At 57.7% G+C, this 21,015-nt stretch carries 17 protein-coding genes and 1 tRNA gene; 11 read left to right on the top strand and 7 right to left on the bottom strand.

The window, feature by feature from the left end:
• Together PT279_RS04555 and PT279_RS04550 are read right to left on the bottom strand one after the other, a co-directional pair.
• A partial coding sequence (locus PT279_RS04555; protein WP_277165892.1) for a BspA family leucine-rich repeat surface protein occupies window positions 1–1,518 on the bottom strand: 1,518 nt, incomplete at its 3' end.
• A 517-nt stretch (window positions 1,519–2,035) separates the two neighbouring features.
• Window positions 2,036–2,284 (bottom strand): hypothetical protein, encoded by a 249-nt coding sequence (locus tag PT279_RS04550; RefSeq protein ID WP_277165889.1) that lies wholly within the window; start codon window positions 2,282–2,284, stop codon window positions 2,036–2,038.
• 354 nt (window positions 2,285–2,638) lie between these two features.
• Here PT279_RS04550 and PT279_RS04545 point away from each other — a divergent pair, with 354 nt between their 5' ends.
• The 4 genes from PT279_RS04545 to PT279_RS04530 all read left to right on the top strand — a co-directional run bounded on the left by PT279_RS04545 (window position 2,639) and on the right by PT279_RS04530 (window position 9,746).
• The gene (locus PT279_RS04545; RefSeq protein ID WP_277165887.1) at window positions 2,639–5,116 is read left to right on the top strand and encodes an alpha/beta fold hydrolase; all 2,478 of its coding nucleotides are present in this window, start codon (window positions 2,639–2,641) and stop codon (window positions 5,114–5,116) included.
• 67 nt (window positions 5,117–5,183) lie between these two features.
• Window positions 5,184–6,437, top strand: a complete 1,254-nt coding sequence (locus tag PT279_RS04540) for an alpha/beta hydrolase (protein WP_277165885.1) — start codon at window positions 5,184–5,186, stop codon at window positions 6,435–6,437.
• 617 nt (window positions 6,438–7,054) lie between these two features.
• Window positions 7,055–7,828, top strand: a complete 774-nt coding sequence (locus PT279_RS04535; RefSeq protein ID WP_277165883.1) for a CTP synthase — start codon at window positions 7,055–7,057, stop codon at window positions 7,826–7,828.
• Between the two features lie 706 nt (window positions 7,829–8,534).
• Entirely contained in the window at window positions 8,535–9,746 is a 1,212-nt protein-coding gene (locus tag PT279_RS04530) for an aminotransferase class I/II-fold pyridoxal phosphate-dependent enzyme (protein WP_277165881.1), read from the top strand.
• Between the two features lie 177 nt (window positions 9,747–9,923).
• On the opposite strand, the gene PT279_RS04525 is transcribed toward PT279_RS04530, so the two are convergent.
• A complete protein-coding gene (locus PT279_RS04525) occupies window positions 9,924–10,925 on the bottom strand; it encodes a 2-dehydropantoate 2-reductase (protein ID WP_277165879.1) in 1,002 nt (333 codons plus the stop codon).
• Between the two features lie 376 nt (window positions 10,926–11,301).
• Window positions 11,302–12,309 carry a ketopantoate reductase family protein gene (locus tag PT279_RS04520; RefSeq protein WP_277165876.1) on the bottom strand — a complete coding sequence of 336 codons (1,008 nt, stop codon included), beginning with the start codon at window positions 12,307–12,309 and terminating at the stop codon, window positions 11,302–11,304.
• Between the two features lie 296 nt (window positions 12,310–12,605).
• Between PT279_RS04520 and PT279_RS04515 the strand changes: the two genes are divergently transcribed.
• The 7 genes from PT279_RS04515 to PT279_RS04485 all read left to right on the top strand — a co-directional run bounded on the left by PT279_RS04515 (window position 12,606) and on the right by PT279_RS04485 (window position 17,902).
• Entirely contained in the window at window positions 12,606–13,178 is a 573-nt protein-coding gene (locus PT279_RS04515; protein WP_277165874.1) for a TIGR00730 family Rossman fold protein, read from the top strand.
• A gap of 237 nt (window positions 13,179–13,415) precedes the next feature.
• Entirely contained in the window at window positions 13,416–13,664 is a 249-nt protein-coding gene (locus tag PT279_RS04510; protein WP_277165872.1) for a hypothetical protein, read from the top strand.
• On the top strand, window positions 13,661–14,047 hold the full coding sequence (locus PT279_RS04505) for a hypothetical protein (RefSeq protein WP_277165870.1): 387 nt from the start codon (window positions 13,661–13,663) through the stop codon (window positions 14,045–14,047). Before PT279_RS04510 ends, PT279_RS04505 begins: the two co-directional genes overlap by 4 nt.
• Complete coding sequence (locus PT279_RS04500; RefSeq protein WP_277165868.1) at window positions 14,038–15,369, top strand: C2 family cysteine protease; 1,332 nt, start codon at window positions 14,038–14,040, stop codon at window positions 15,367–15,369. Before PT279_RS04505 ends, PT279_RS04500 begins: the two co-directional genes overlap by 10 nt.
• Window positions 15,370–15,491: 122 nt before the next feature.
• Entirely contained in the window at window positions 15,492–16,154 is a 663-nt protein-coding gene (locus tag PT279_RS04495) for a hypothetical protein (RefSeq protein WP_277165866.1), read from the top strand.
• Window positions 16,155–16,433: 279 nt separating this feature from the next.
• Entirely contained in the window at window positions 16,434–17,105 is a 672-nt protein-coding gene (locus PT279_RS04490) for a hypothetical protein (protein WP_277165863.1), read from the top strand.
• Window positions 17,106–17,137: 32 nt separating this feature from the next.
• Window positions 17,138–17,902, top strand: coding sequence for a hypothetical protein (locus PT279_RS04485; RefSeq protein ID WP_277165860.1), 765 nt, complete (start codon window positions 17,138–17,140; stop codon window positions 17,900–17,902).
• Between the two features lie 166 nt (window positions 17,903–18,068).
• On the opposite strand, the gene PT279_RS04480 is transcribed toward PT279_RS04485, so the two are convergent.
• The 3 genes from PT279_RS04480 to tgt form a co-directional block, all read right to left on the bottom strand.
• Window positions 18,069–18,154: transfer RNA gene (locus tag PT279_RS04480), tRNA-Leu, on the bottom strand.
• Window positions 18,155–18,387: 233 nt separating this feature from the next.
• Window positions 18,388–19,260, bottom strand: a complete 873-nt coding sequence (locus PT279_RS04475; protein ID WP_277165858.1) for a nitroreductase family protein — start codon at window positions 19,258–19,260, stop codon at window positions 18,388–18,390.
• A gap of 85 nt (window positions 19,261–19,345) precedes the next feature.
• A complete protein-coding gene (gene tgt, locus PT279_RS04470; RefSeq protein WP_277165962.1) occupies window positions 19,346–20,638 on the bottom strand; it encodes a tRNA guanosine(34) transglycosylase Tgt in 1,293 nt (430 codons plus the stop codon).
• Window positions 20,639–21,015 lie beyond the last annotated feature (377 nt).

Genomic DNA, 21,015 nt, shown 5'->3' with positions numbered 1-21,015 from the left:
GTCCCAGCCGTTGAGGTCGAGGCTGGTGAGCCCGGTGCAGCCCTGGAACATGCTGGTCGCGTTGGTGACGTTGCCGGTGTGCCAGCCGGTGACGGAGAGGGTGGTGAGTTTGGTCTGGTTCTGGAACATGCCGCTCATGGTGGTGGCGGAGCCGGTGTCCCAGGTGTCCAGGCCGGTGATGGCGGTGAGGTTGGTGGGGTTGGCGCCGACGTAGTAGCCGACTTGGAAGAGGTTGCTGAGGTCGGTGACGTTGGCGGTCTTCCAGCCGGTGACGTCGATGCTGGCGAGCTTGGTGCCGCTCAGGAGGCTTTGGGCGCTTTCGCCCTTGCCGGTGCCGGTCGTGGCGGCGAACTTCCAGTCCCGGGCGTTGAGGGTGGTGAGCTTCGCGAGTCCGGAGAACCAGGCGCTCGGGGCGTCGGCGGCGCCGTAGTGGCCGTAGGTGCCGGTCGTCTTGGAGAGGTCCCAGCCGGTGGCGTCGAGGGTGGCCAGGTTGGGGATGTAGGCGAGCACGGTGTTGATGCCTTTGGTGATGTTGTCGCGTTCGCCGTCGGCGGCCCAGTTCTTGGCGGTGACCGTGGTGAGCTTGTCGCAGGCCTTGAACATGTTGCCCGCGGGGCCGAGGTTGCGGAAGTCCCAGCCGGACAGGTCGACGCTGGCCAGCTGGGTGCAGCCGTTGAACATGTTCTCGGTGTTGTTGAGGGCCGCGGTCCTCCAGCCGGACAGGTCCGCGCTGGTGAGCCCGGTGTCGCCCTCGAACATGCGGGTCGTGTAGACCAGGGAGTTGGTCCTCCAGCCGGCGATGTCGAGGCTAGTGAGCTTGGTGTCGTTTTGGAACATGCTCTGACCGCTGGAACTGTTAAGGGTGACGTTTACGCCGGATGTGGTGTCGATGCTCTGTAACGCGGGCCATGATTGGAATGCGCTGCTCACGTTGATGGCAAGATCGCCGTTGAAGATTATCTTGGTGGCGTTGTGGGCTATCGTACTTGCCCCGCTGCTGTTGCCGAAGGCGGTCTGGCTGCTGGTGCTGCCGGTGTCGCCGGCCCCGATGGTGAGGGTGCAGTCGCCGCTGAGGCTCCAGGAGGCCGTGCCCCATTTGTTGCTCGGTGTGCTGTCTTGGGGCGTGCATACTGCCTGCGTGCCTACCGATGGCTGGTCTCTCAGAAGGGATTCGGGATTTGCCGGCACGGGTGTGAAACCTGCCTGATGATCTTGGTTCGTCGGCTGCGACGGGGTGGGCGTGAATTGCGCTTGATGGGTGACGCCGAACTGAGGGGCTGGCGCTGCCGGTTTTGGCGTAGGCGTGGCGTGCGCAGTGCTATGGTTTTTGGGGCTTTGGAATGCGCGATGGACAACGGCATTTTTGGGAAGCAGGGAGGTGAGTTTACGGAATATGGTGGATTGGGCTGTGCCGTTTGGCGTAGCCGAATCCTGCAGATGGTGAATCTGCGTGGGAAGTGGGATAGTCGTCAGAGCCGTGCACAGTAACAATACGACCAGATTATGAATAACACCCATAAGAACCAACCTCTTCAACCTTGACAAGATCGCATTATGCATTACATCGAGCGACCGCGATAACATCCCGAATCTTCTATATATATTACATATACCCCAAACTTATTACATAGGTTTTAGCTATTTATATAAATAATTATATTATTTTTCGTATCTCGCCGAGTAAATGAGGCACAAAAGGAAGTTGGCTCAATGAGTCCGCTTTCCTCCTTTGAAAACAGGAGTTTCATCGAATGGTTCTTCTCGGTGTTCCGTGGGGTTTGCCTGTCTTTTTGCGGAACGGCGGGAGAGATGCAAGGGATTGCCGTAACCTAAAAGCAGATCTATCTCCTCGATGGAGAGACCGGTGTATTCGAACAACGCCTTGGCCGGCTTGGTACGCGGCGAAGCAATGTCCACAAAGACGAAACCCCAACATAGTCCTTGAAGTCCTGGTGGACCGCATATTTCCGGCCGTTCCTTTTGAAGTGCGCGCAATCGTCGTCAACAATAGCAATTGGTAGTTCTTTCGTTCCCGTCAGCCTTGGAAGTAATACACGGTGTCCTCGTATGGCACAAGAGTCATGTACCAGCCGACCGGATAGATGTATGCTCTGTCAGTCGGAGCCGGCTTCCTGCCGGTCTGCGTGCTGTCGGACATGAATCCCTGAATAGGCGGTGTGGCATCGGGCTTATACCAGCTTGAAGTGTCCCCGCCTTTGAAGACGTAGACGATATGCGCCGGCCAACGTTCCACTCGGGAGTGGTCTGGTAGCTGTTCTTGCAAGCCAGCCCCTTAGTGCCGTTTTGGCAGAGGTAGTCATTGTCGGAACCTCGGAATTCCGGGAACGGCGAACCGGGCTTGACGTTGCGGGCGTCGGTCACATATTCGGAGGCGGGCGAAAGAGTGAGCTGGGTCGAGTCAATGCCTGCATTTGTTGCAAAACTTCACTGTTTTCCTTTTTCTTGGCTTCTCTTGCCGCAACTCTTTATTTACATGGTACGACATTCCGCGCCAAACTGTCGCATTATTATTTAACGCTCACATGAACCCACGGTTGCCAAAAGATACTGTACGGATTCCAAACGGTTATTTTGGCAATCATGTGTTGGCGTGAGGCTCGTTCTTTATACTTAGAATATGACTTTAGACAAAAGTAAAAATAACGACGATTTGGGTTTGCAGGCCAAGGCGATTGCCGAGTTCCCAAGGCGCAAGGCTCGAACGCTGCGGTTCACGGGCGGAGCGCCGCGGATGGCGAAAGTGATTGGTGACGGGTCGAGAGCCTTGTTCCTGCGTTCGGACGGGCCGGAGGATTTGGTTACGTCGCTTTGGATGAGTGTTATCGATTCGGATGGCTCGCATCACGAGGTGCTGCTGGCGGACCCGCGCGAACTGCTGGCCGACGCCGACGACGAGGATGTGCCGGCCGAAGAGCAAGCGCGACGCGAACGTGCGCGCGAAGGCGGACAGGGCATTGTTTCGTATTGTGGGGATAGCGCCGGGCGGCGCGTGGCCTTCACGGTCAACGGTCAGCTCTTCGTCAGCGAGATTGACGGGGACGGTGATGGTGCTCGCACGCGGCAGATTGCGATTGGCGGTCAAGGGGATGATGGCGGCAAGTGGTTGCCGGTGCTGAATCCTCGGATTTCACCGGACGGAAGGCACATCGTTTATACGACGGGCACCCGGCTGGTAATGGTGGATATCGCGGATTGGGACGATAGCGGATTCGATGATGCAGCTTGTCGGTCTCATGATCATGCGCGTCCGCACACTTGCGCGGCTGAGGCACAAGGGGCTTACGGGGCCGGGAATGTCAACGATACCAACGTTTCCGGTGACAGGTTCAGCACGGTGTGGAGCGTCGGGAATGATCCGAGCGGAACCTTGAAAATCGGTCTGGCCGAATTCGTGGCCGGTGAAGAAATGGACCGTTACGATGGTTTCTGGTGGGCTCCGGATTCGCACGGATTGCTGTTCGAAATGTATGACAGTTCGCCCGAGCCGATGTGGTATATCAGCGATCCGGCCCACCCCGACAGGCCGGCGACCGGTCGGCGTTACGCGCGGGCGCTCACCAAGAACGCCGTCGTGCGGTTGATGCTGGCGCACCTTGAGTTCGACGATGCGCGTGGCGGCGACTATGCAGGCAGCGATGTGCAGAACGTCTCATGGGACCGCGAGGCCTATGAATACGTGGCGGCCGTAAGCTGGAAGGCCGGCCACGAGCCGCTGGTGCTGGTGCAGAATCGTCGGCAGACGCGCGATTTGGTGCTGGAAGTCGCTGCGGACGGGCGGACCCGCGTTCTTGAGGAGCATGCCAACGAACAGTGGATCGATATTGTTCTGGGAACCCCAGCCTTCACGCCCGATGGCCGTTTGATCTGCGCTTTCAATGATATGGAAACGGATACGAACCGGCTCACTGTCGACGGGAAACCATTCACGCCGGTCGGCTGGCAAGTGCGCACCGTGCTGGACGTCAGCGATGAAAATGTGCTTGCGGTGGTGCAGCGCACGCCTAATGAAAATGATGTGTTGATGCCGAAAGTTCCTGCCGCTTGGCAGGGAGACGAAGCGCTCCACGACGCTCGTAGCTATGATGTGGTCACCATCGGTTTTGACGGGAATATCACGCCGGTCACCGCGCATCCGGGAGTGTGGACGGCCAGCCGCGCAGGTAACGGTATCGTGGTATCCGGCCATGATATGGCGCATTCCAGCGCGATAATGGTGCATGCGCTTGTTGGCAAATCAAGCCATGAACGTAGTGACAATGTACTGACAAACGACTCCGGATATGTAACGGAAGCGCCTGTTTCCAGTCATGCAGAGACTCCTGGCTTTACGCCGAATACCGAGTTCGTGCGGCTCGGCGAGCACCGTTTATTTGCCGCGATCACCCGACCGAGCGCTTCCAGCAAATTCGCCGGAGCGGCCAAACTGCCGGTGCTGCTGAAGCCTTACGGTGGCCCCGGTTTCCAGCAGGTCACCTTCTCGCAGGCCGGTTATACGGAATCGCAATGGTGGGCGGATCAGGGCTTTATCGTGGTCACTACCGACGGTCGTGGCACCACCGGTCGCGGGCCGAAATGGGACCGTGAGATTTTCGAGAATATGAAAGACGTGACGTTGGCTGACCAGGTGGAAGTGGTGCATGCGCTGCCGCGGGTTGCTCCGGATGCCGACCTCGATCACGTCGCGATGATCGGATGGTCGTACGGCGGATTCCTTTCTGCGCTCGCGGTGCTCGACGCTCCTGACGTTATCCATGCCGCCTGCGCCGGTGCTCCTCCAACGGAATGGACGCTTTACGATACGCATTACACCGAGCGCTACCTGGGCCTCGATCCGGCGGTCTACGAACGTAACTCCATCGTCGCCGACGCCCCGAAACTCACGCGTCCGCTGATGCTGATCCACGGTTTCGCCGATGACAACGTAACGATTGCCAACTCCCTGCGTCTCTCGCAGGCACTGATGGAAGCCGGCCGCCCCCACACCTACCTGCCGCTCACGGGTATTACGCACATGACCAATGACCCGAAAGTTGCCGAAAACCTGCTCACCCTCCAGCGCGACTTCCTCTATGATGCGCTGGGAATAGCAAGGTAATTTTCATTGGCAATATGAAATTGGTATCACAGCGAAACGTGCCAGCGGGTGCGGATAGACTGGCGGTATGCATATGCCGTTGATTGACGAGAACCATTACGCCGAGGCGATGCGCGATACCGTGCTGCCGGCGCTTGCGAAGTGTCGTGAGGAAGGCTGGATGTCGCCTGCCGGAGTGCCGGACAATTCGAGTGAAAAGGTGACTACCGAGGCGGCCAACGGCTCTGATACTCAAAACGATGGCAGCGGCGTCACTCACGTCGGCATGGGCGACGCGGGGATCGGTATCAGCGGGGCCGGTATCGACACCGGGCCGGACGACGAGGACGAGCAGCGGATCATGCACAGCAAGCTGTTTGGTTTTTCAACGCTGGGAGAACCGCCGACGCCAGGCAATCTGCATTACGTATGTTTCGATGCACATAAGTTCGACGCCCTCAATATCGACGGCGCCAGCGCCAAGTTCCGCGGGGCCATCGTCTTTTCGTTCGGATTCACGGAATTTGCCGCGAAGCATGCCGAAATGACGTGGTATTTCCTGCTTGCTGGCTATTCCGTCTGCATTCTCGAGCATCGCGGCCACGGCTATTCGGTGCGCGACGTTTCGAATCCTTCGCTGGTCTGGATTGATGATTGGCGGCGGTATGTCGCGGATCTGGCCAAGTTCTCGCAGACTATCGGGCGGCAGTATGCGGGCGATCAGCCGATGCATCTTTACGCTCATTCGATGGGCGGCGGCATCGCGGCGGCTGCGCTTGAAAGTTTTCCGATGCTTTTCAACCGGGCTGTGCTTTCCTCCCCGATGATCGAACCGGTTACCGGCCTGCCCAATTCCATCGCCGGACCCGTTACTGCGCTCGCCAGCGCCGTCGGCCTTTCACGCCATCGTGCTCCCGGGCAAACCGAGTTCTCACCGGCCATGAAACTCAAAGGTTACGAAGGAGCGGAGCAGGCGCGCGTTCAATGGTATTTCAGCCTCCGTAAAAAAGATTCGCATTATCAAACCAATGCGGCCACTTTCGGCTGGGTCAACCAGGCGCTTAAGATGTCGCACGCGATTCTTTCGCGCGAGGCTTGTTCCCGCGTCGAAACGCCGATTCTGCTTTTCCAGGCCGGCCGCGATACCTGGGTGCACAACGCCGCCCAAAACCGTTTCGTCGAGCGCGTGCGCGTCGAAAGCGGCGACGTGGTTTTGGAACGCGTCGAGCCCGCCGTCCACGAGATCTTCAGCATGCCCAACGCCATCCTCGGTCCCTATGTCGACCGTATCATCGACTTCTACGGCGAGTCCGTCGAGGATATGGTCGCCGAGGAAGAATAGCACGAGAACCTCGTTTTCTCACAGGCCGGGGTTTCTCAGTGTTGTGGCTTCGACCTTGTGCAACTGACGCATCGCAGGCTTTGCTGATTCGGTTGTAAATGCGACTTTTCCCGCACTAAGTGGGGTATAAGTGCGGGGAACAACCCATTTAGCGTTTTTATTTACAACTTTTCCCGTATAAATGTGTGTGGAGTGCGGGGAAAGTTGCATTTTCGCAAGTTTGGTGAGTGGATTCTGCCGGTAGTGCTGGTAAAGTCGCGTTTTCGCCGGTTCGGGAAAGTGGCCTTACTCCTCGTACTGGAGCGCCGGCAAACCTGAGTTATCCACAACACGCCGAGACCCCGGGCATTCGACCACATAACCCGTTTCGGCTGGACTTTCCGAGAAAAGCGGTTTTGACTGGTTGTATGGGAACTTATCGGGATGTCGCTGGCTTGATTGCCCAAGCCGAGGCCGCAAAATGTTGCGCAGTGCCGACTGGCCGAGCCCAGCGCGATGCCATGCGTCGGCGATGGGCTTCTGGCGAGTTGGTGTGTCCGTACCATCGTACGTATGCGAGGGGTGAGTATTGGCGCGCCCTTAATCCTGAGCAGCAATCGATGCATGTGATTAGAGCCTTGGGGCGTATCGAGCCCGATTGGACTTTTGCCGGTGTGAGTGCAGCGTCGGCTTGGGGGCTTGACCATCCGTGGAACCTGCATCGTGACGGACTGGTTTGGATTGCCACTACTGGATCGGTTCATACCTCGGGCGATTCGCATCTGCGGCGAATATTCGTCGCTGGTCTAGAGGTGTGGATTGTACACGGGGTAAAGGTGACCAGCGTCGCAAGAACGTTGGTCGATTGTGCCCTGCGATATTCTTTTTCTGCAGTTTTGCCAATGTTTGACGCGGCTTTTCGCAAATATTCAATCAGTGAGGATTCCATACTGGAAGTTTGTGACACGGTGCGAGCCGATGTCGGACCGGTGCTCAAGCTCATGCATTACGCTAATGCTGCCAGCGAAAACGGCGGTGAATCGCTTTGCAGGGCCGTGATCATTGAGCACGGGTTCGCGATTCCGCAATTGCAGCGGGTTTTCGTTGATCCTGCGAATCCTCAAAATGAATATCGGGCAGATTTTACGTGGCGATTTGCCGATGGACGCATGGTCGTCCTTGAGTTCGATGGTAATGAGAAGTATGTTAATCCCGCTATGACGCGGATGCAGAGCACGGAGCAGGTTGTGTACGAAGAACGATTGCGCGAATCGGCCTTGCGCCGGGCGGGTGTCACGGATTTGATTCGTACGAACTACCGTGAGATTTTCGGGCAAACGGTTTTGGTACATAAGCTTCTGGCCGCGGGTATACCGCTTGCGGATAGCGGCTTTACGCTGCTTGAATCGTGATTGCCAATGTTCATGTGGATGGCGGCATATGTTCTGAATGGTTCCGTTCGGCTCGCATACCATCGTGTGTTCTCGACGCCGGGAAACCCGGGATTGTGTACTTCCCGGTCGATTCGAGTAGCGGAAAGTAAGAATCATACACTGCCTACCTGATCGGATACCGCCGCGCGCTGCTTTCAGAACTGGAGTACCGGGAAAGCAGGAACTGCTTGCTTCCCATTTAACTCGGACGCTGCCATGCGTTGCTTTTTATGTTCATGCTTGGAAGTCGGATGCCCGCGATGCTTTGGATGCGTCTTTTCCGGCGGTAACTGGGCATGATGTGCTGGTAAAAGCACATTTAGGAATTGTAGGTGCGTCTTTCCCGCAGTAAGTGGGGTATAGGTGCTGGGAAAGTTGCATTTAAAGTTGCAGAATACGCTTTTACCAGCACAACAACCTCACTTACTGCGGAGAAAGACGCATTTTGCTTATCCGTTTGGTGGGAATGGGTTGATTGAGGTTGACGGGCGACTCCATGCTTTGCAATTAAGCTATTCACGCTGCCAAAACATCATGAGCGATCAATTATTGTCTCACGAACATAAGGTCGCGGCATTTCACGGCAATTGGCAGTTGTAAAGTGGCATCATACGAACGCGATGACGTATAACACGTGACAAACTAACACGGTACCGCAATGGAACGTTGTACAGAAGGAGTAGAAATGAAGTACGATTTCACGTCGATTATAGACCGGCACGGCAAAGATGCCATCGCCGTTGACGGGCTGGGTGCGGAGCCCGGCTTTACTCCGGAACCGCCGAAGGGCGGGTTCGATGTCATTCCGATGTGGGTGGCCGACATGAATTTCGCTACTGTTCCGACTGTACAGGATGCGATTATCGAGCGTGCCAAGCACCCGGCATTCGGCTATTTCAGTCCTACCGACGAGTATTACAATTCGATTATTGACTGGCAAAAGACGCGTAACGGTGTCACCGATTTGAAGCCGGAGGATATTGGGTATGAAAACGGCGTTTTGGGCGGGGTCGTTTCCACCGTCACTTCGTTCGCGGCTCCTGGTGATTCGGTGCTGCTGCATAGCCCGACCTACGTCGGCTTCACCAATGCTCTCGAATCCAACGGTTACCATATCGTGCACTCGCCGCTCAAGCGCGACGAAAACGGCGTGTGGCGCATGGACTTCGAGGATATGGATAAGAAGCTCAAGGAAAACAACATCCACGTCGCCGTCTTCTGCAGCCCGCACAACCCTTCCGGCCGTGTCTGGGAACGCTGGGAGATCGAAAAGGCGATGGAGGTCTACCGTGCCAACGATTGCGTGGTCGTTTCCGATGAAATTTGGTCCGATATCATTTTGGGCGACCACAAGCATATCCCGACCCAGTCGGTGAGCGAGGACGCGCGCAACCGCGTCGCCGCGATGTACGCGCCGAGCAAGACCTTTAACCTGGCCGGACTCGTGGGCTCGTACCATATCATCTACAACAAGTACCTGCGCGACCGCGTCACATCGAAGGGCGCGAAGCCTGAGTACAACTCGATGAACGTGCTGTCGATGCACGCGCTCATCGGCGCCTACAAGCCCGAAGGCCACGAGTGGGTCGACGAACTGCGGCAGGTGCTCACCGGCAATGTCGATTACGCCTGCGATTACTTCACCGAGCACTTCCCGGAGGTCACTTTCGGCCACCCCGAGGGCACCTACATGCTCTTCCTCGACTGCAGCGCTTGGTGTGAGGCCCATAACGTCACGCTCGACGAACTTTTAAAACGGGCGTGGAACGTCGGCGTCGCCGTGCAGGACGGCCGCCAGTTCAAGGCCCCGTGTGCGATCCGCATGAACGTCGCGTTGCCGCTTTCCCGCGTGCAGGAAGCGATGGAGCGTCTGTCGAAGTACGTTTTCGTGGACTGATTTCTGCGCAAGGCTACCGATTATCTGTTCGTTTGGATATCAGAAAACCGCTACCGGGTATGTGCTTGGTAGCGGTTTTCTGTTGAAATGTACGAGTTGTTATCTCGGTTTCTTAGGTTTGCTTGGCGGTAAAAGTTTTGAAATCAAGCAAACCGAGGAAAACAATGATCCCTTGATTTACTTGCCAGCGGCAGCCTTTTCAGCGGCTTCCTTCTTGTGAATCTGGAAGGCGAGCTCGGCGACGTGGACGCCGTTGGTTACGAACTCGTGCACGCGGCACGGACAGTCATTCTCGCGCCCGACTTTGGCGATGTAGCCGTTGATGTAATCGACTTCGGTCTTGCGGCCGGCGACCATGTCCTGATACATGGACGGATAGTGCAGCGGCATCACGACTTTGCTGGAATGCTCAACCTCGTGAATGGCTTCGGCGCGCGTCTGGATCGGCTGGATTCCGCCGCGTTCCAGCGCATCGTAGGCCTCGTTGACCAGTTGCGTGGTCATATCCATCGCGCCCGGATAGGAGATGAACTGGCCCATGCGGATCTGATACATCGTGCACAGTGAGTTGACCACGGAGTTGAAGATGATCTTCGCCAGGCAGGTGCCTTGCAGGTCGTTTGAGATTGTCGGATTGAAGTGGGCCTTTTCGAAGTCGGCGGCCAGCTCCTTTTCCACTGGCGTCACTTCGCCGCTCATCGAGCAGATGTGCATGCTTCCGCTGCCCAATTCGCCCTGGAAATCGACTTCGCCGGGTGCGATGAAGGAGCTGCCCTGCATCGCGGTGCCGCCATAGACGCGGTCCTCTGGGAAGTACTTGAGGATTTTCTCGAAGTGGCCCCAGCCGTTCATCGCGCTGAAGACGTTTTGGTGGTCCTTGAAGAGGCCGGCGTCAGCGCAACGGGTGAGGTAGTTTTGCAGGTCCATCTGCTTGACCATGATGATCCACATGTCCGGGTCGCCGCCCTTGGCTGCGTACTCTTCAGGTGTATAGACATTGACTTTTTCCAGGTGACGGTTCTTGTAATCGCGGGAAACGTAGACGCCGCCCTGCTCCTTGATCGCTTTCAGATTCGGTTCCCAGATATCGATGTAGTCGACGTCGCGGCCCACCAAATTGTGGAACAGCACCCCGTACCTGAAGCCCATAGATCCTGCGCCAATAATCCCGTATTTCATAATCATTCTTTCCGTCTTGGAATTCAGTTGTGTCTCTACGCCTTTTGGGCACAAGGATGTGTCGCCAGATCTTGTGGATACGAAAGCGATTTCCCTTAGATACTTAGCTCTAAGCCCGAAAGCTTGGAATCGAGTACTTAATGGTCAAATAGCGGACAGGATTCTAACGTTTTTTGAGATAAGTTGGAGTGGTTGTGGGCGGATGAAGATTCGGCGACGCGAAAGCCGCGTGCAAAAGGCATCTCAATGTCACTTCTTACGTGCAAGCACTAAGCAAGCACGCAAAAGCGACATTTAATGATTTTGGCTGGCGTTTTCAACGTGACGAAGCGCCAGCCAAAATTATCAAAGACTAACTACTGATTAGCGGAACCGTTTATTTGGCTGCGGCGGCCTCGGCCTTTTCCTCAGCTTCCTTCTTGTGGATCTGGAAGGCGAGCTCGGCGACGTGGACGCCGTGGGTCAGGAATTCCTGGACGCGGCAGGGGCAGTCATTTTCACGGCCGACTTTGGCGATGTAACCATTAATGTAATCGACTTCGGTCTTGCGGCCCTTCGACATGTCCTGATACATCGACGGGTAGTGCAGCGGGTTGGAGACGCGGCTGACGTAATCGACTTCCTCGATGGCTTCGGCGCGGGTCTGGATGGGCTGGAAGCCCGAGCGTTCGAGCGCGTCGTAGGCCTCGTTGATTAGTACGGTGGCCATGTCTTTGTAACCCGGATATGAAACGAACTGGCCCATCGTGATCTGGTACATCGTGCAGATCGAGTTGATGACCGAGTTGAAGATGACCTTCGCCATGCAGGTGCCACGGAAGTTCTGCGTGATTTGCGGATTGAAACCGGTTTTGTCGAGATCGGCCACGAATTCCTTCTCGACTGGCGTGACTTCCTCGGTCATCGCGCAGATATGCATTGTGCCGGCGCCGGGCTTGCCGATGAAGTCCACGTCGCCCGGGCCGTTGAAGGCGCTCGCGACCATTGCGGTGCCGCCGTAGATGCGGTCTTTGGGGAAGTATTTGAGGATTTTTTCGAAGTGGCCCCAGCCGTTCATTGCGCTGAAGACGACCTGGTGGTCCTTGAAAAGCCCGGCGTCCGCGCAGCGCTTGAGGTAGTTGTCGAGGTCCATCTGCTTGACCATGATGATCCACAGGTCCGGGTCGCCGCCCTTCGCTGCGTACTCTTCCGGCGAATAGATATCGGCTTTGACGAGATGACGGCCTTCGTGGTCGCGGGAAACATAGACGCCGCCCTGTTCCTTGACCTTCTTGAGATTCGGCTCCCAAATCTCAATGTAATCCACCGGCTGGTGTGCCAATTCCTGCAGCAGCACGCCATATCTGAATCCCATGGCTCCTGCGCCGATGATGCCATATCTCATGATGTTTCCCTTCTAGTTTGTCCCTTGTGGGTATCGCGGCGAGTGCCGCAACAATCTTGTGGACAACATCATGCGGCATTGCCGTCTATTCGCAGTATGTGTGACGGCAGTAGGGTTTCTCAGCTTCATTCCGCATCGTGGACGATTTTTGAGGCGGTTTTGAGACAAACTAATAAATAAATGGATAAAGTAATAACGTCTAGTTATTGTGAGCTTGATATTGCAATTATGGATATGCCGATATAGTGAGACTTAAGTTTACTGGTATGTCATGAACGGTTATCAGGGAGATCGGTATGAAAATCACAGTGTATTGCGGCGCGGCTAGCGGGGATGATTCGAAGTATGCGGCTGCGGCGAAGCGGCTTGGGGAGTGGATCGCGGCGAACGACGACGAGCTGGTGTATGGCGGTGGCGGCGTCGGGCTGATGGGCGTGGTGGCGCAGGCGGTGCTCGATGGCGGCGGCAAGGTGCATGGCATCATGCCGCAGATGCTCATCGACCGCAATGCTGCGGCGAGGGGCCTGACGACAATGGAGGTTGTCGACGACATGGACGAGCGCAAGCGCCGGATGATGGAGCTCGGTGATGTGCTCATCGCCTTTCCTGGCGGACCCGGCACGTTGGAGGAGATCGCGGAAGCCTTCTCCTGGGCGCGAATCGGGCTCAACAACAAGCCTTGTGTGCTGTTCGATCTTGACGGTTATTGGCGTCCGTTGGCGCAAATGTATGACACTATGGTCTCAGCAGGTTTCCTGACCGCTGTTGACCGTACGAAGTTGCTGGTGACCGATTCCGTCGACGAAATCACCCGCTGGGTCACTGCCTACCAGCCGCCAAAGATTCGCACCTTCCCCGAACGGAAGTAATCGCTTCGGCTCAGGTGTTATTGGGCGCGGGGGCTTGAGTCGCGGGTAATGGGGTGGCATAGAGGTCTTATCGGTTGCGACCATTCCGGATAGACGCTTTATTGCAGAGTGGGTTTCTTCTTGATGAGCCCCATTGCCCTAACAGGCGGCAATATTCATTATCGTGTTGCTATTGTTCGATTGCAATATATTGTGATAAAATCTGTTCTCATGGGTGAGATTCGGAGTATTGGGGACGTGGCACAGGGGCATGCCGACGCACTGGGGCGCGCCGCTGATGGTGATGAGGTCGGCTATGGCTTCACTGCTGGTGCCACGAACATCCGTGCCATGGCCTTGGCGGCAGACGCATGCGCAGGCAGCGCCAATGCCGGCAGCATCCTGGCAAATATGGCAAGGTCGTTGGCATCGGGGGCCATTGACGCACATATGGGATTAGGCCAGGCCGATCAGGCGTCGGCTGCGGCGGTCGAGGGCATTCAATGAACAAGGAAGAGCCCGTCAACGAGGTGGACCGGCAGCTGGAGGCGGACGGCAAGAGACTGGATGATTTGTGCCGCGAACGTCAGGCCTGCAGCAAAGCCTGGGATGAGATGCAGTCGGCCTGCAATCGCCACCACGATATTTGGATGGGTCTGTCCGAGGGGCTGCGCGGCAGCCAGGCGTATGCCCGGTTCGGCGCGATCGAGGACGAGTTCCGCGCCTCCGCGGGCGGCCTCATGAACCGTATCGAGCAGGAGGCCGGCGACCGCGACGCGGAAAGCCGCCGTATCCGCACATGTGACGAGGGCCTGCAAGACCAACGACGGGTGCTCGCCGCACGTCGCGGCGGCACGGCGGGTACGCGAGGGGAGCGACCATGGGGCTGATCGTCGACAAGGGGGTGCTGCACCAGGCCATAAACGAGTCCTGCAAGACCATCAACGCCCAGAACCAGCAGCTCCACCAGATTTTGAGCGCCTGTGACGGCCTCAACGGGGAGAACCTGCTCACCGGTCAGGCGTGGCAGGCCGCCAAACAACAAGCTGATGTCCTCAGCCGCCAAATCAATGACGCCCTCGCCTATAACCAGGCCGTTCTCGACGACCATCGCACGCTTGCCACCCTCCTCGACCAGTACATCGACGACGACTTCATCTCCGAGGACGCCGTCACTCAGGCTTTGGACCGCCTCCACCAGGTCGACCGGGCCATCGAAACCGTCCGCGACCTGCTCCCGCCCGTCACACGAACCCTGGCCGGCCCCGCCATCGACGACCTGCTCGCCCAGGACCGAAGAACCGCCCAATGGCTTCAACGCAAGATCAACCGCCTCCACCAATTCGACCAAGCTACCAGCACCCTCTACGGCGGCGACAAAGTCGGCGCCGACGGTAACGAGAACGGCTTTAAACACCATAACCCGTTGAACTTCTTGGAATCCGATGACGGCGGTTTGGAAGACGACAGTGACAAGAACTATGACTTGGGATCTGATTGGCTGGACAAACAACCGAAAGCCAGCGATTTCAAGCAGGGGGATTACATGAGCGACTGCTTCCTGATCACCACCCTCCAGGCACTCGCGGATTCCGGCTACGACCTGAGGAATGGCATCACTGCCCACAAAGACAAGAAAGGCAAGGTTATCTACTACACCGTACTTCTTTATGATAACGGCAAACGAGTACCGGTCGATGTCTACTACACTTATTATATGGGGACTTCTGGCATAGCTTCGTTGTGGGAGGCGGCCATCAGGCAGCACTTCGGCCAAGGCGCGCTCAGGGGCGGCCAACCCAACTGGGCCTGGAAGGCCATCACCGGCAGGAAACCCCTCAAGACGAACGGCAACCCGGGTGACGAGGCCCTCAACTCCAAGGGGTCCGTCGACGGCACCATCTCCGTAGCCTCCACCAAGCCGCTCTTTCTGCATCTGCCTACGGACAACGATTACACCGAGGACGGAGCGATGCTGGTATCCGCCAACGATGGAACGAAACTACCGGGCAACGGCTACAGAATCGCCATCGCAAAACAGCACGCCTATGAGGTCGTCGAAACCAAAGGCGACATGGTCTGCTTGCGCAACCCATGGGGCAAAAACTATTGGTACGACAAGGATGGAAACTGGACCCCTGATAACGGCGAGACGTTCTGGATCAGCAAGGACGACTTCAACAAGGCGTTCAACAAGGTATCGCAGCAATGAGCAGGACGAGACAGACCGGCAGGGACGGACGGGCACGGCGGGCTAGAACCGTGCCCGTAGCCATTCTGGCAGTCTTGGTCCTCGTGGCCGGACTGTTCTACATAACATCGGAAGGACATATCATGGAGATATTGCCGCATCCCATCATCAGGCAGGAAGCTGATATCCCCCAAGAACGGATTGATCAAGGACTCGTCGAGACTCTGCAACCAGGAGGGGTGGCGCGGCCAGGCGACCTGACCGCGACCTGCACGCTGCGCCACAACCTCGACGGCTGGCATGTCCTGCTGATGATCAGCGCCCGTCCGTTCACCCCGGGCAGGGACATGGACCTGAAGGTCGGCCAGACACAACATGACGCCCGGCTCGGCGTGGCGGTGACGCTGCTGGCCCTAAGCGGCTTCGAAGGGGGCCAGGCCGTCAAGCTCCTCTTCGAGCCCTATCAGGACGGTCCGTCCATCCGGCAGCAGGCCGACGTGCCGGCTGAACGGCTCCGTGAGGGCGAGCCGCACGAGCTGCGCAAGGGCGAGAGCATGAAGGTAGGCGATGACTATGCCACGGTCTCGCTGGGGTACTGCATCACGAAGGAGGAAGACGGCACCTACCTGGTGCCAATACAGCTGAACGGCGGAATGAACGAGTCCAGGGACATGTCGATGGCCGTGGGCCAGAGCAGGACGGTCAGGCTTTACAGCTTCAGCTACACGGTGACGCTGCTGGCCCTGAACGATGTCGACGGCCGGCAGGGCGCCACACTGATCGCCACCTCCGCGCCCATACACTGAAGAGCGCGGCGGCGGGCGCATTGCGCCGGATGCCCTGTGCCGGAGCGGGGGTTTGGCTTCCGTGCGACAAGGACGACGCGTTCTGGGTCAGCAAGCAGGAGTTCAACCAGCTGTTCAACGAGGAATCGAGGCAGTAGCATGGACGGAGAGACATCCGAAACAGACAACCAACGCTCAGAAACGTCAAGACGGCACCGCCCGCGACGCGTGTTGGCTGTTCTGGCCGCAGTGATTGCCGTGGCTCTTGTCGCCGTCTGCGTGTTTGAGAAAGGACCCGTCATGGACGCCATGACAGGACGGCACATCATCAGGGCGACGGCCCGCAACATCCCCCAGGAGCGAATCGACAAAGGCCGGGTCGTGATCGGCGACGTCGGCGGCATCATACGGATGGGCAATATCGACATCCAGATTTACCATCCGACCGACGAGCATGGGGAGAAGCGGGCACGCCTCATCGTCATGAACCACCTCGCCAAGCTCGGCGGGGACGTGGACCCGAAGGTCGGCGAGACCATCCGCAGACCGGGGGACGGCATAGCGGTGACCCTGCTGACCCTGGGCGATGATGAGGGTGCCCAGGCCGTCAGGCTTCTCATCGAGACCTGTCAGGACGGCCCCTCCATCCGGCTGAAGGCCGACAATCCCCCGCAGTCGCGGGACGGCAAGACCTACGAGGTGCGCATGGGGGAAAGCAGTCCAAAGATCAACAAGAATTACGTCAAGGTCTCACTGGGATACGGCATCATGAAACAGCAGGACGGCACCTACCTGGTCCCGGTAATGCTGGGCAACGGGGCTGAAAAGCCTAGGGACCTGTCGATGAGCGTGGGGCAGAGCAGGACGGGCGACCTGCACGGCGTGAAGTACACGGTGTCGCTTCTGGCCCTCACCGACATCCATGGCCACCAGGGCGTGACCCTGCTCGTCACGCCGGTATCCAAGCAATGAACCGCACGGCGGCGTGTGAATCGGTACACAGGATGCCGTGGAGAAAGTGGCTGGCGCGGGCGGTGGCTGCCGCCGCTATGCTGGCCATCATCGTGCCAGGGACCGTAGCGGCGTTCAGACCGCCTGAAAGAGGCACAAAAACCATGCAGACGGATAGCGGGAAGGAAGAGCCAATCGTCACCCAATCCGCGAATATCGCGAAGGAACGGCTCGACAGGGGGCGGGTGTGCAAGGCAGCCATCGGAGGTGTCATACGCATCGGCAACATCACCACCGTGGTCGATTCCCAGCTCGACCATGGCAACACCGGGTACTCCATCAATCTTAAGGTGGACGCACCCGCACGCCACGTCGATTTTGGCGGCGAATACAGTGTCGTCAACCTGGGGGTCGGCGACACATGGAGCTCGAGACAGATGGGGGTGTCGGTGACAGTGGTCTCGTTCGACGATTGGGACGGGGTCCAGTCAGTGAGCGTGTTGTTCGAACCCTACCAGCCCGACCCGCCGGTCGAACAATCCGTCCAACCACCCGCCGGCGCCGGAACCACGGCGACCGCCGCACTCGGCGACACCGTGAATCTGGACGGTCACGCCATCGCTCTGCCCTACGCCCTCGACCATGACCGCAAAGGCTATTACCTCACCCTCCCCATGAACGAAGACGACGATAAAGGCATGACGCTGCGGCTCGGCCAGACCAAGACGGCATCCGACGGGCTCTGCATCACGCTGACCGCCCTAACAGCCATCAACGGCAGACAGGGTGTCGTCCTCGTTGCCTCGCCGAAACCATAAAACCGACAAACCTACGCCAAAAGTTTCAAAGGAAAACATGATTTTCCTATGCAACTCATAAGGAAAGGTAAATCAAGGACGAAAACTTGGGTTATATTTCGTGATTTATGCAAAAACTAGAGGTTCTGGAATCGTTGCAATTCAATGTTTCCAGAACCTCAATTGATGGTGCGAGTAGGGGGAGTTGAACCCCCACGAGCATACGCTCACTGCCACCTGAAGACAGCGCGTCTACCATTCCGCCATACTCGCAGACAAATAATAAGGTTACTGCTCAGTGCCGACGAGCGCAAGAGGTTTGCGGCAATGCGTGTTGCTCGGCAGTCGGCTTGGGCGGGGAGGACTGGTTGCCGGAATCCCCAAGGTGATGGAAGCGACCAAAAGCACGTTAGAGCACTTAACGCGACGAAAAGCATGAAAAATGGGCGAAAAACGTGCTTTTCGTCGCAGTAACCTATCGAATCGAAAATGAAAGAATCGAGACGCTACTTTGCCCATACGAAACTGTCAGGTCCGGCGCCGATTTCGAAATTGCGTTTCGCGCAGCCCAGACCAACGTGGGCAAAGAGACCGGGAGTGATGCGGGCGCTGACGGCGGGTAAAAGCTTTTCGCTGGTTGCGATGGAACTGGCTGAGCTGACTGGACTGCCGGCGGTGTCGGTATCTTCTAGCGTGAAGTGGAATGGTTGCTGGCTCAGTGACGTCGGGGCGAGCGAAGCGGCTTCGACGCCGCGCTGGAACCAATCGGGGGCATCCGCGAGCGTTGCATTGGGGCCGAGGCTCGCGGGCAGCGAGCACAATGAATCCAACGGTTTGCTGTGGTGCTTGGCACCGGGGCGTGCAGGGTGGCCGAAGGCGAGAATCCACACGACGCGTTCGCCCGGCTCAAGTTTCCACCAGCCGGTTGCGGCGTCATCGAGCACGGCCCACGAAGTCGAGAGCCCGAGCTGCACGAGTTTCAGCGCGAGTTGCTCGCCGTAATAACCCACCTTTTGCTCGATTTCGGCTTCTTCATGCGGAATCGGATCAGTGGTTTCCTCATCCGTCTGCGGAGCCTTCTTTGCCGGATGCAGATCGTAAGGTTCGTCGATTTTGGTAACCAGAGCGATGGCGTTGTGAACGCCGCTAAACCGTCCGTAATGCGTTTTGTAGCCGCAGAAGGCGTCCTCAAGTCCGGAGGACATCTGGAAGTGCAAGCCGGACGCCGCGTTGCAGCGCTCGACTTCGGCGGTGATTTCATCAAGCAGGGCCTTACCGACCGGTTCGTCGGTATACATGCGCACGGAATGGCGCTCCGTCATCGCCTCATTCAGATCCATCTTGCCCCTCTGCCTGTCATTATCGAACAGTTCCATCATACTGACTGGCTTGGTTTTTTGCGGTTATGTGCGGCCTGCATGGTATATAAAGTGACGAATGACACACTGCATATTCCGGCAGGCTTCACCCCTTGGAACCGTGGGCGTAGTAGCGGGCGAGGGTTTCGTCGCGGAACTCGTCGAAGTAGCCGCCGTCGATGGAAGCGCGGATGTCGTCAAGCAGGCGGATGAAGAAGCGCTCGTTGTGAATGGTGGCCAGCGTCGCGCCGTTGATTTCATGCGCTCGCAGCATGTGGTCGACGTAGGCGCGCGAGTAGTGCGTGCACGTATAGCAGTCGCAGCCTTCCTCGAGTGGTCCGAAGTCGCGTTTGTTGGCGGCGCGTTTGATGTTGTATCGTCCGTCGCGCGTGTAGATGGCACCGTTGCGGGCGCAGCGTGCAGGGGCCACGCAGTCGAAGGTGTCGCCGCCGTTCTCGACGCAGGCGAAGATGTCATCCACTGCCGCGATTCCCAAGACGTGGCGAGGTCGGGATTCCGGCATTTCGTCGCAGATCCACGCGCAGGTGTCGCCGATGACGCGCTTCTCGATGGCACCGCCGATGCCGACGCCGTCGAAGTCGAGTGAGGCGATTTCGGAAGCCGCCTTATGGCGCAGATCCTCGTAATTCGCGCCTTGCACCACACCGTATAGCGCCTGATACGGTTTGCCGACCCGAGCTTCGGTCAGCCGCTGATGCTCTTCGACACAACGTTTGGCCCAGCGGAAGGTACGTTCGACGGAGCGTTCCTGATAGCCGCGCGTATTCATCAGCGTGGTGAGTTCGTCGAAGGAGAACATGATGTCCGCGCCGATCTTGTGCTGGATGCCCATCGAGATTTCGGCGGAGAATCGGTGTTCTGAGCCGTCAAGCGGCGACTTGAAGGTGACGCCGTCCTCGTCCACGAAGGCCTTGCGCTCGCGGCCGGGCGCGATGACATCGTCTGATTTCATGCCGGTCACATCCATCGCCAGCGTTTTCTTGAACCCGGCGCCCAGCGAAAGCACTTGGAAGCCGCCCGAATCCGTAAATGTCGGTCCGTCCCAGTTTTCGAAGCGAGCAAGTCCGCCGGCCTCGTCAAGCACATCTTCGCTGGGGCGCTCGAAAAGGTGGAAAGCGTTGGAAAGCAGACATTGTGCGCCGAGCGATTTCATGGTTTCCGGCAGCACGCCTTTCATGGCCGCCTGTGTGGCGACGGGCACGAAAGCCGGGGTGTGAATGTCTCCATGTGGAGTGTGGATAATCCCGGTTCGCCCGTAACGTGCGCCGCCGCGCCCCTTGCCGCGCGCCGAATCCGAAAGCCGCGTGTGCTGCTCGAAATAGAACTTGCTGCGGTCGCCTGGTTTGCCAGGCTCGGCCCCCAGCGGGTGCTCCAACAAACCTGAAGCGCTCGCCGCAAGCTGTGAAACCGAGCTGCCGGAACGGGTCTGAGCGTAAGCGGTTGCCTCAGAGGCGACGTCCTTCTGGCCGGGAACGTGATTCTGTGCGTGGCAGTGAGGGCTGCTCGAAGGCCGGTCCGCAATGCGTTCCTTGGCGTTGTTGCCTTGCTGATCATGTCTGTTTCCACCTGTGGAGTTTTCGACATGACCGGCTTTGCCGGAAGATGCGGGGTGGTTTTGGTTTTCCGTCAGTTTTGCCGCATGAATTGCGTCGGCGTGATTGGCCGAATGGTAATCCGGGGTGCTTGTGGTGTCTCCGGTGGAAGCGAATTTTGTATTACCGTCATCGTTCGTCGTATTTGAGCTCGTCGTACCTT

It is taken from the genome of Bifidobacterium sp. ESL0784 (genome assembly GCF_029433295.1).
Classification (GTDB): domain Bacteria; phylum Actinomycetota; class Actinomycetes; order Actinomycetales; family Bifidobacteriaceae; genus Bifidobacterium.
Note: the sequence above shows the minus strand (reverse complement) of the source record. Positions and strands in the feature narration are given on the sequence as shown.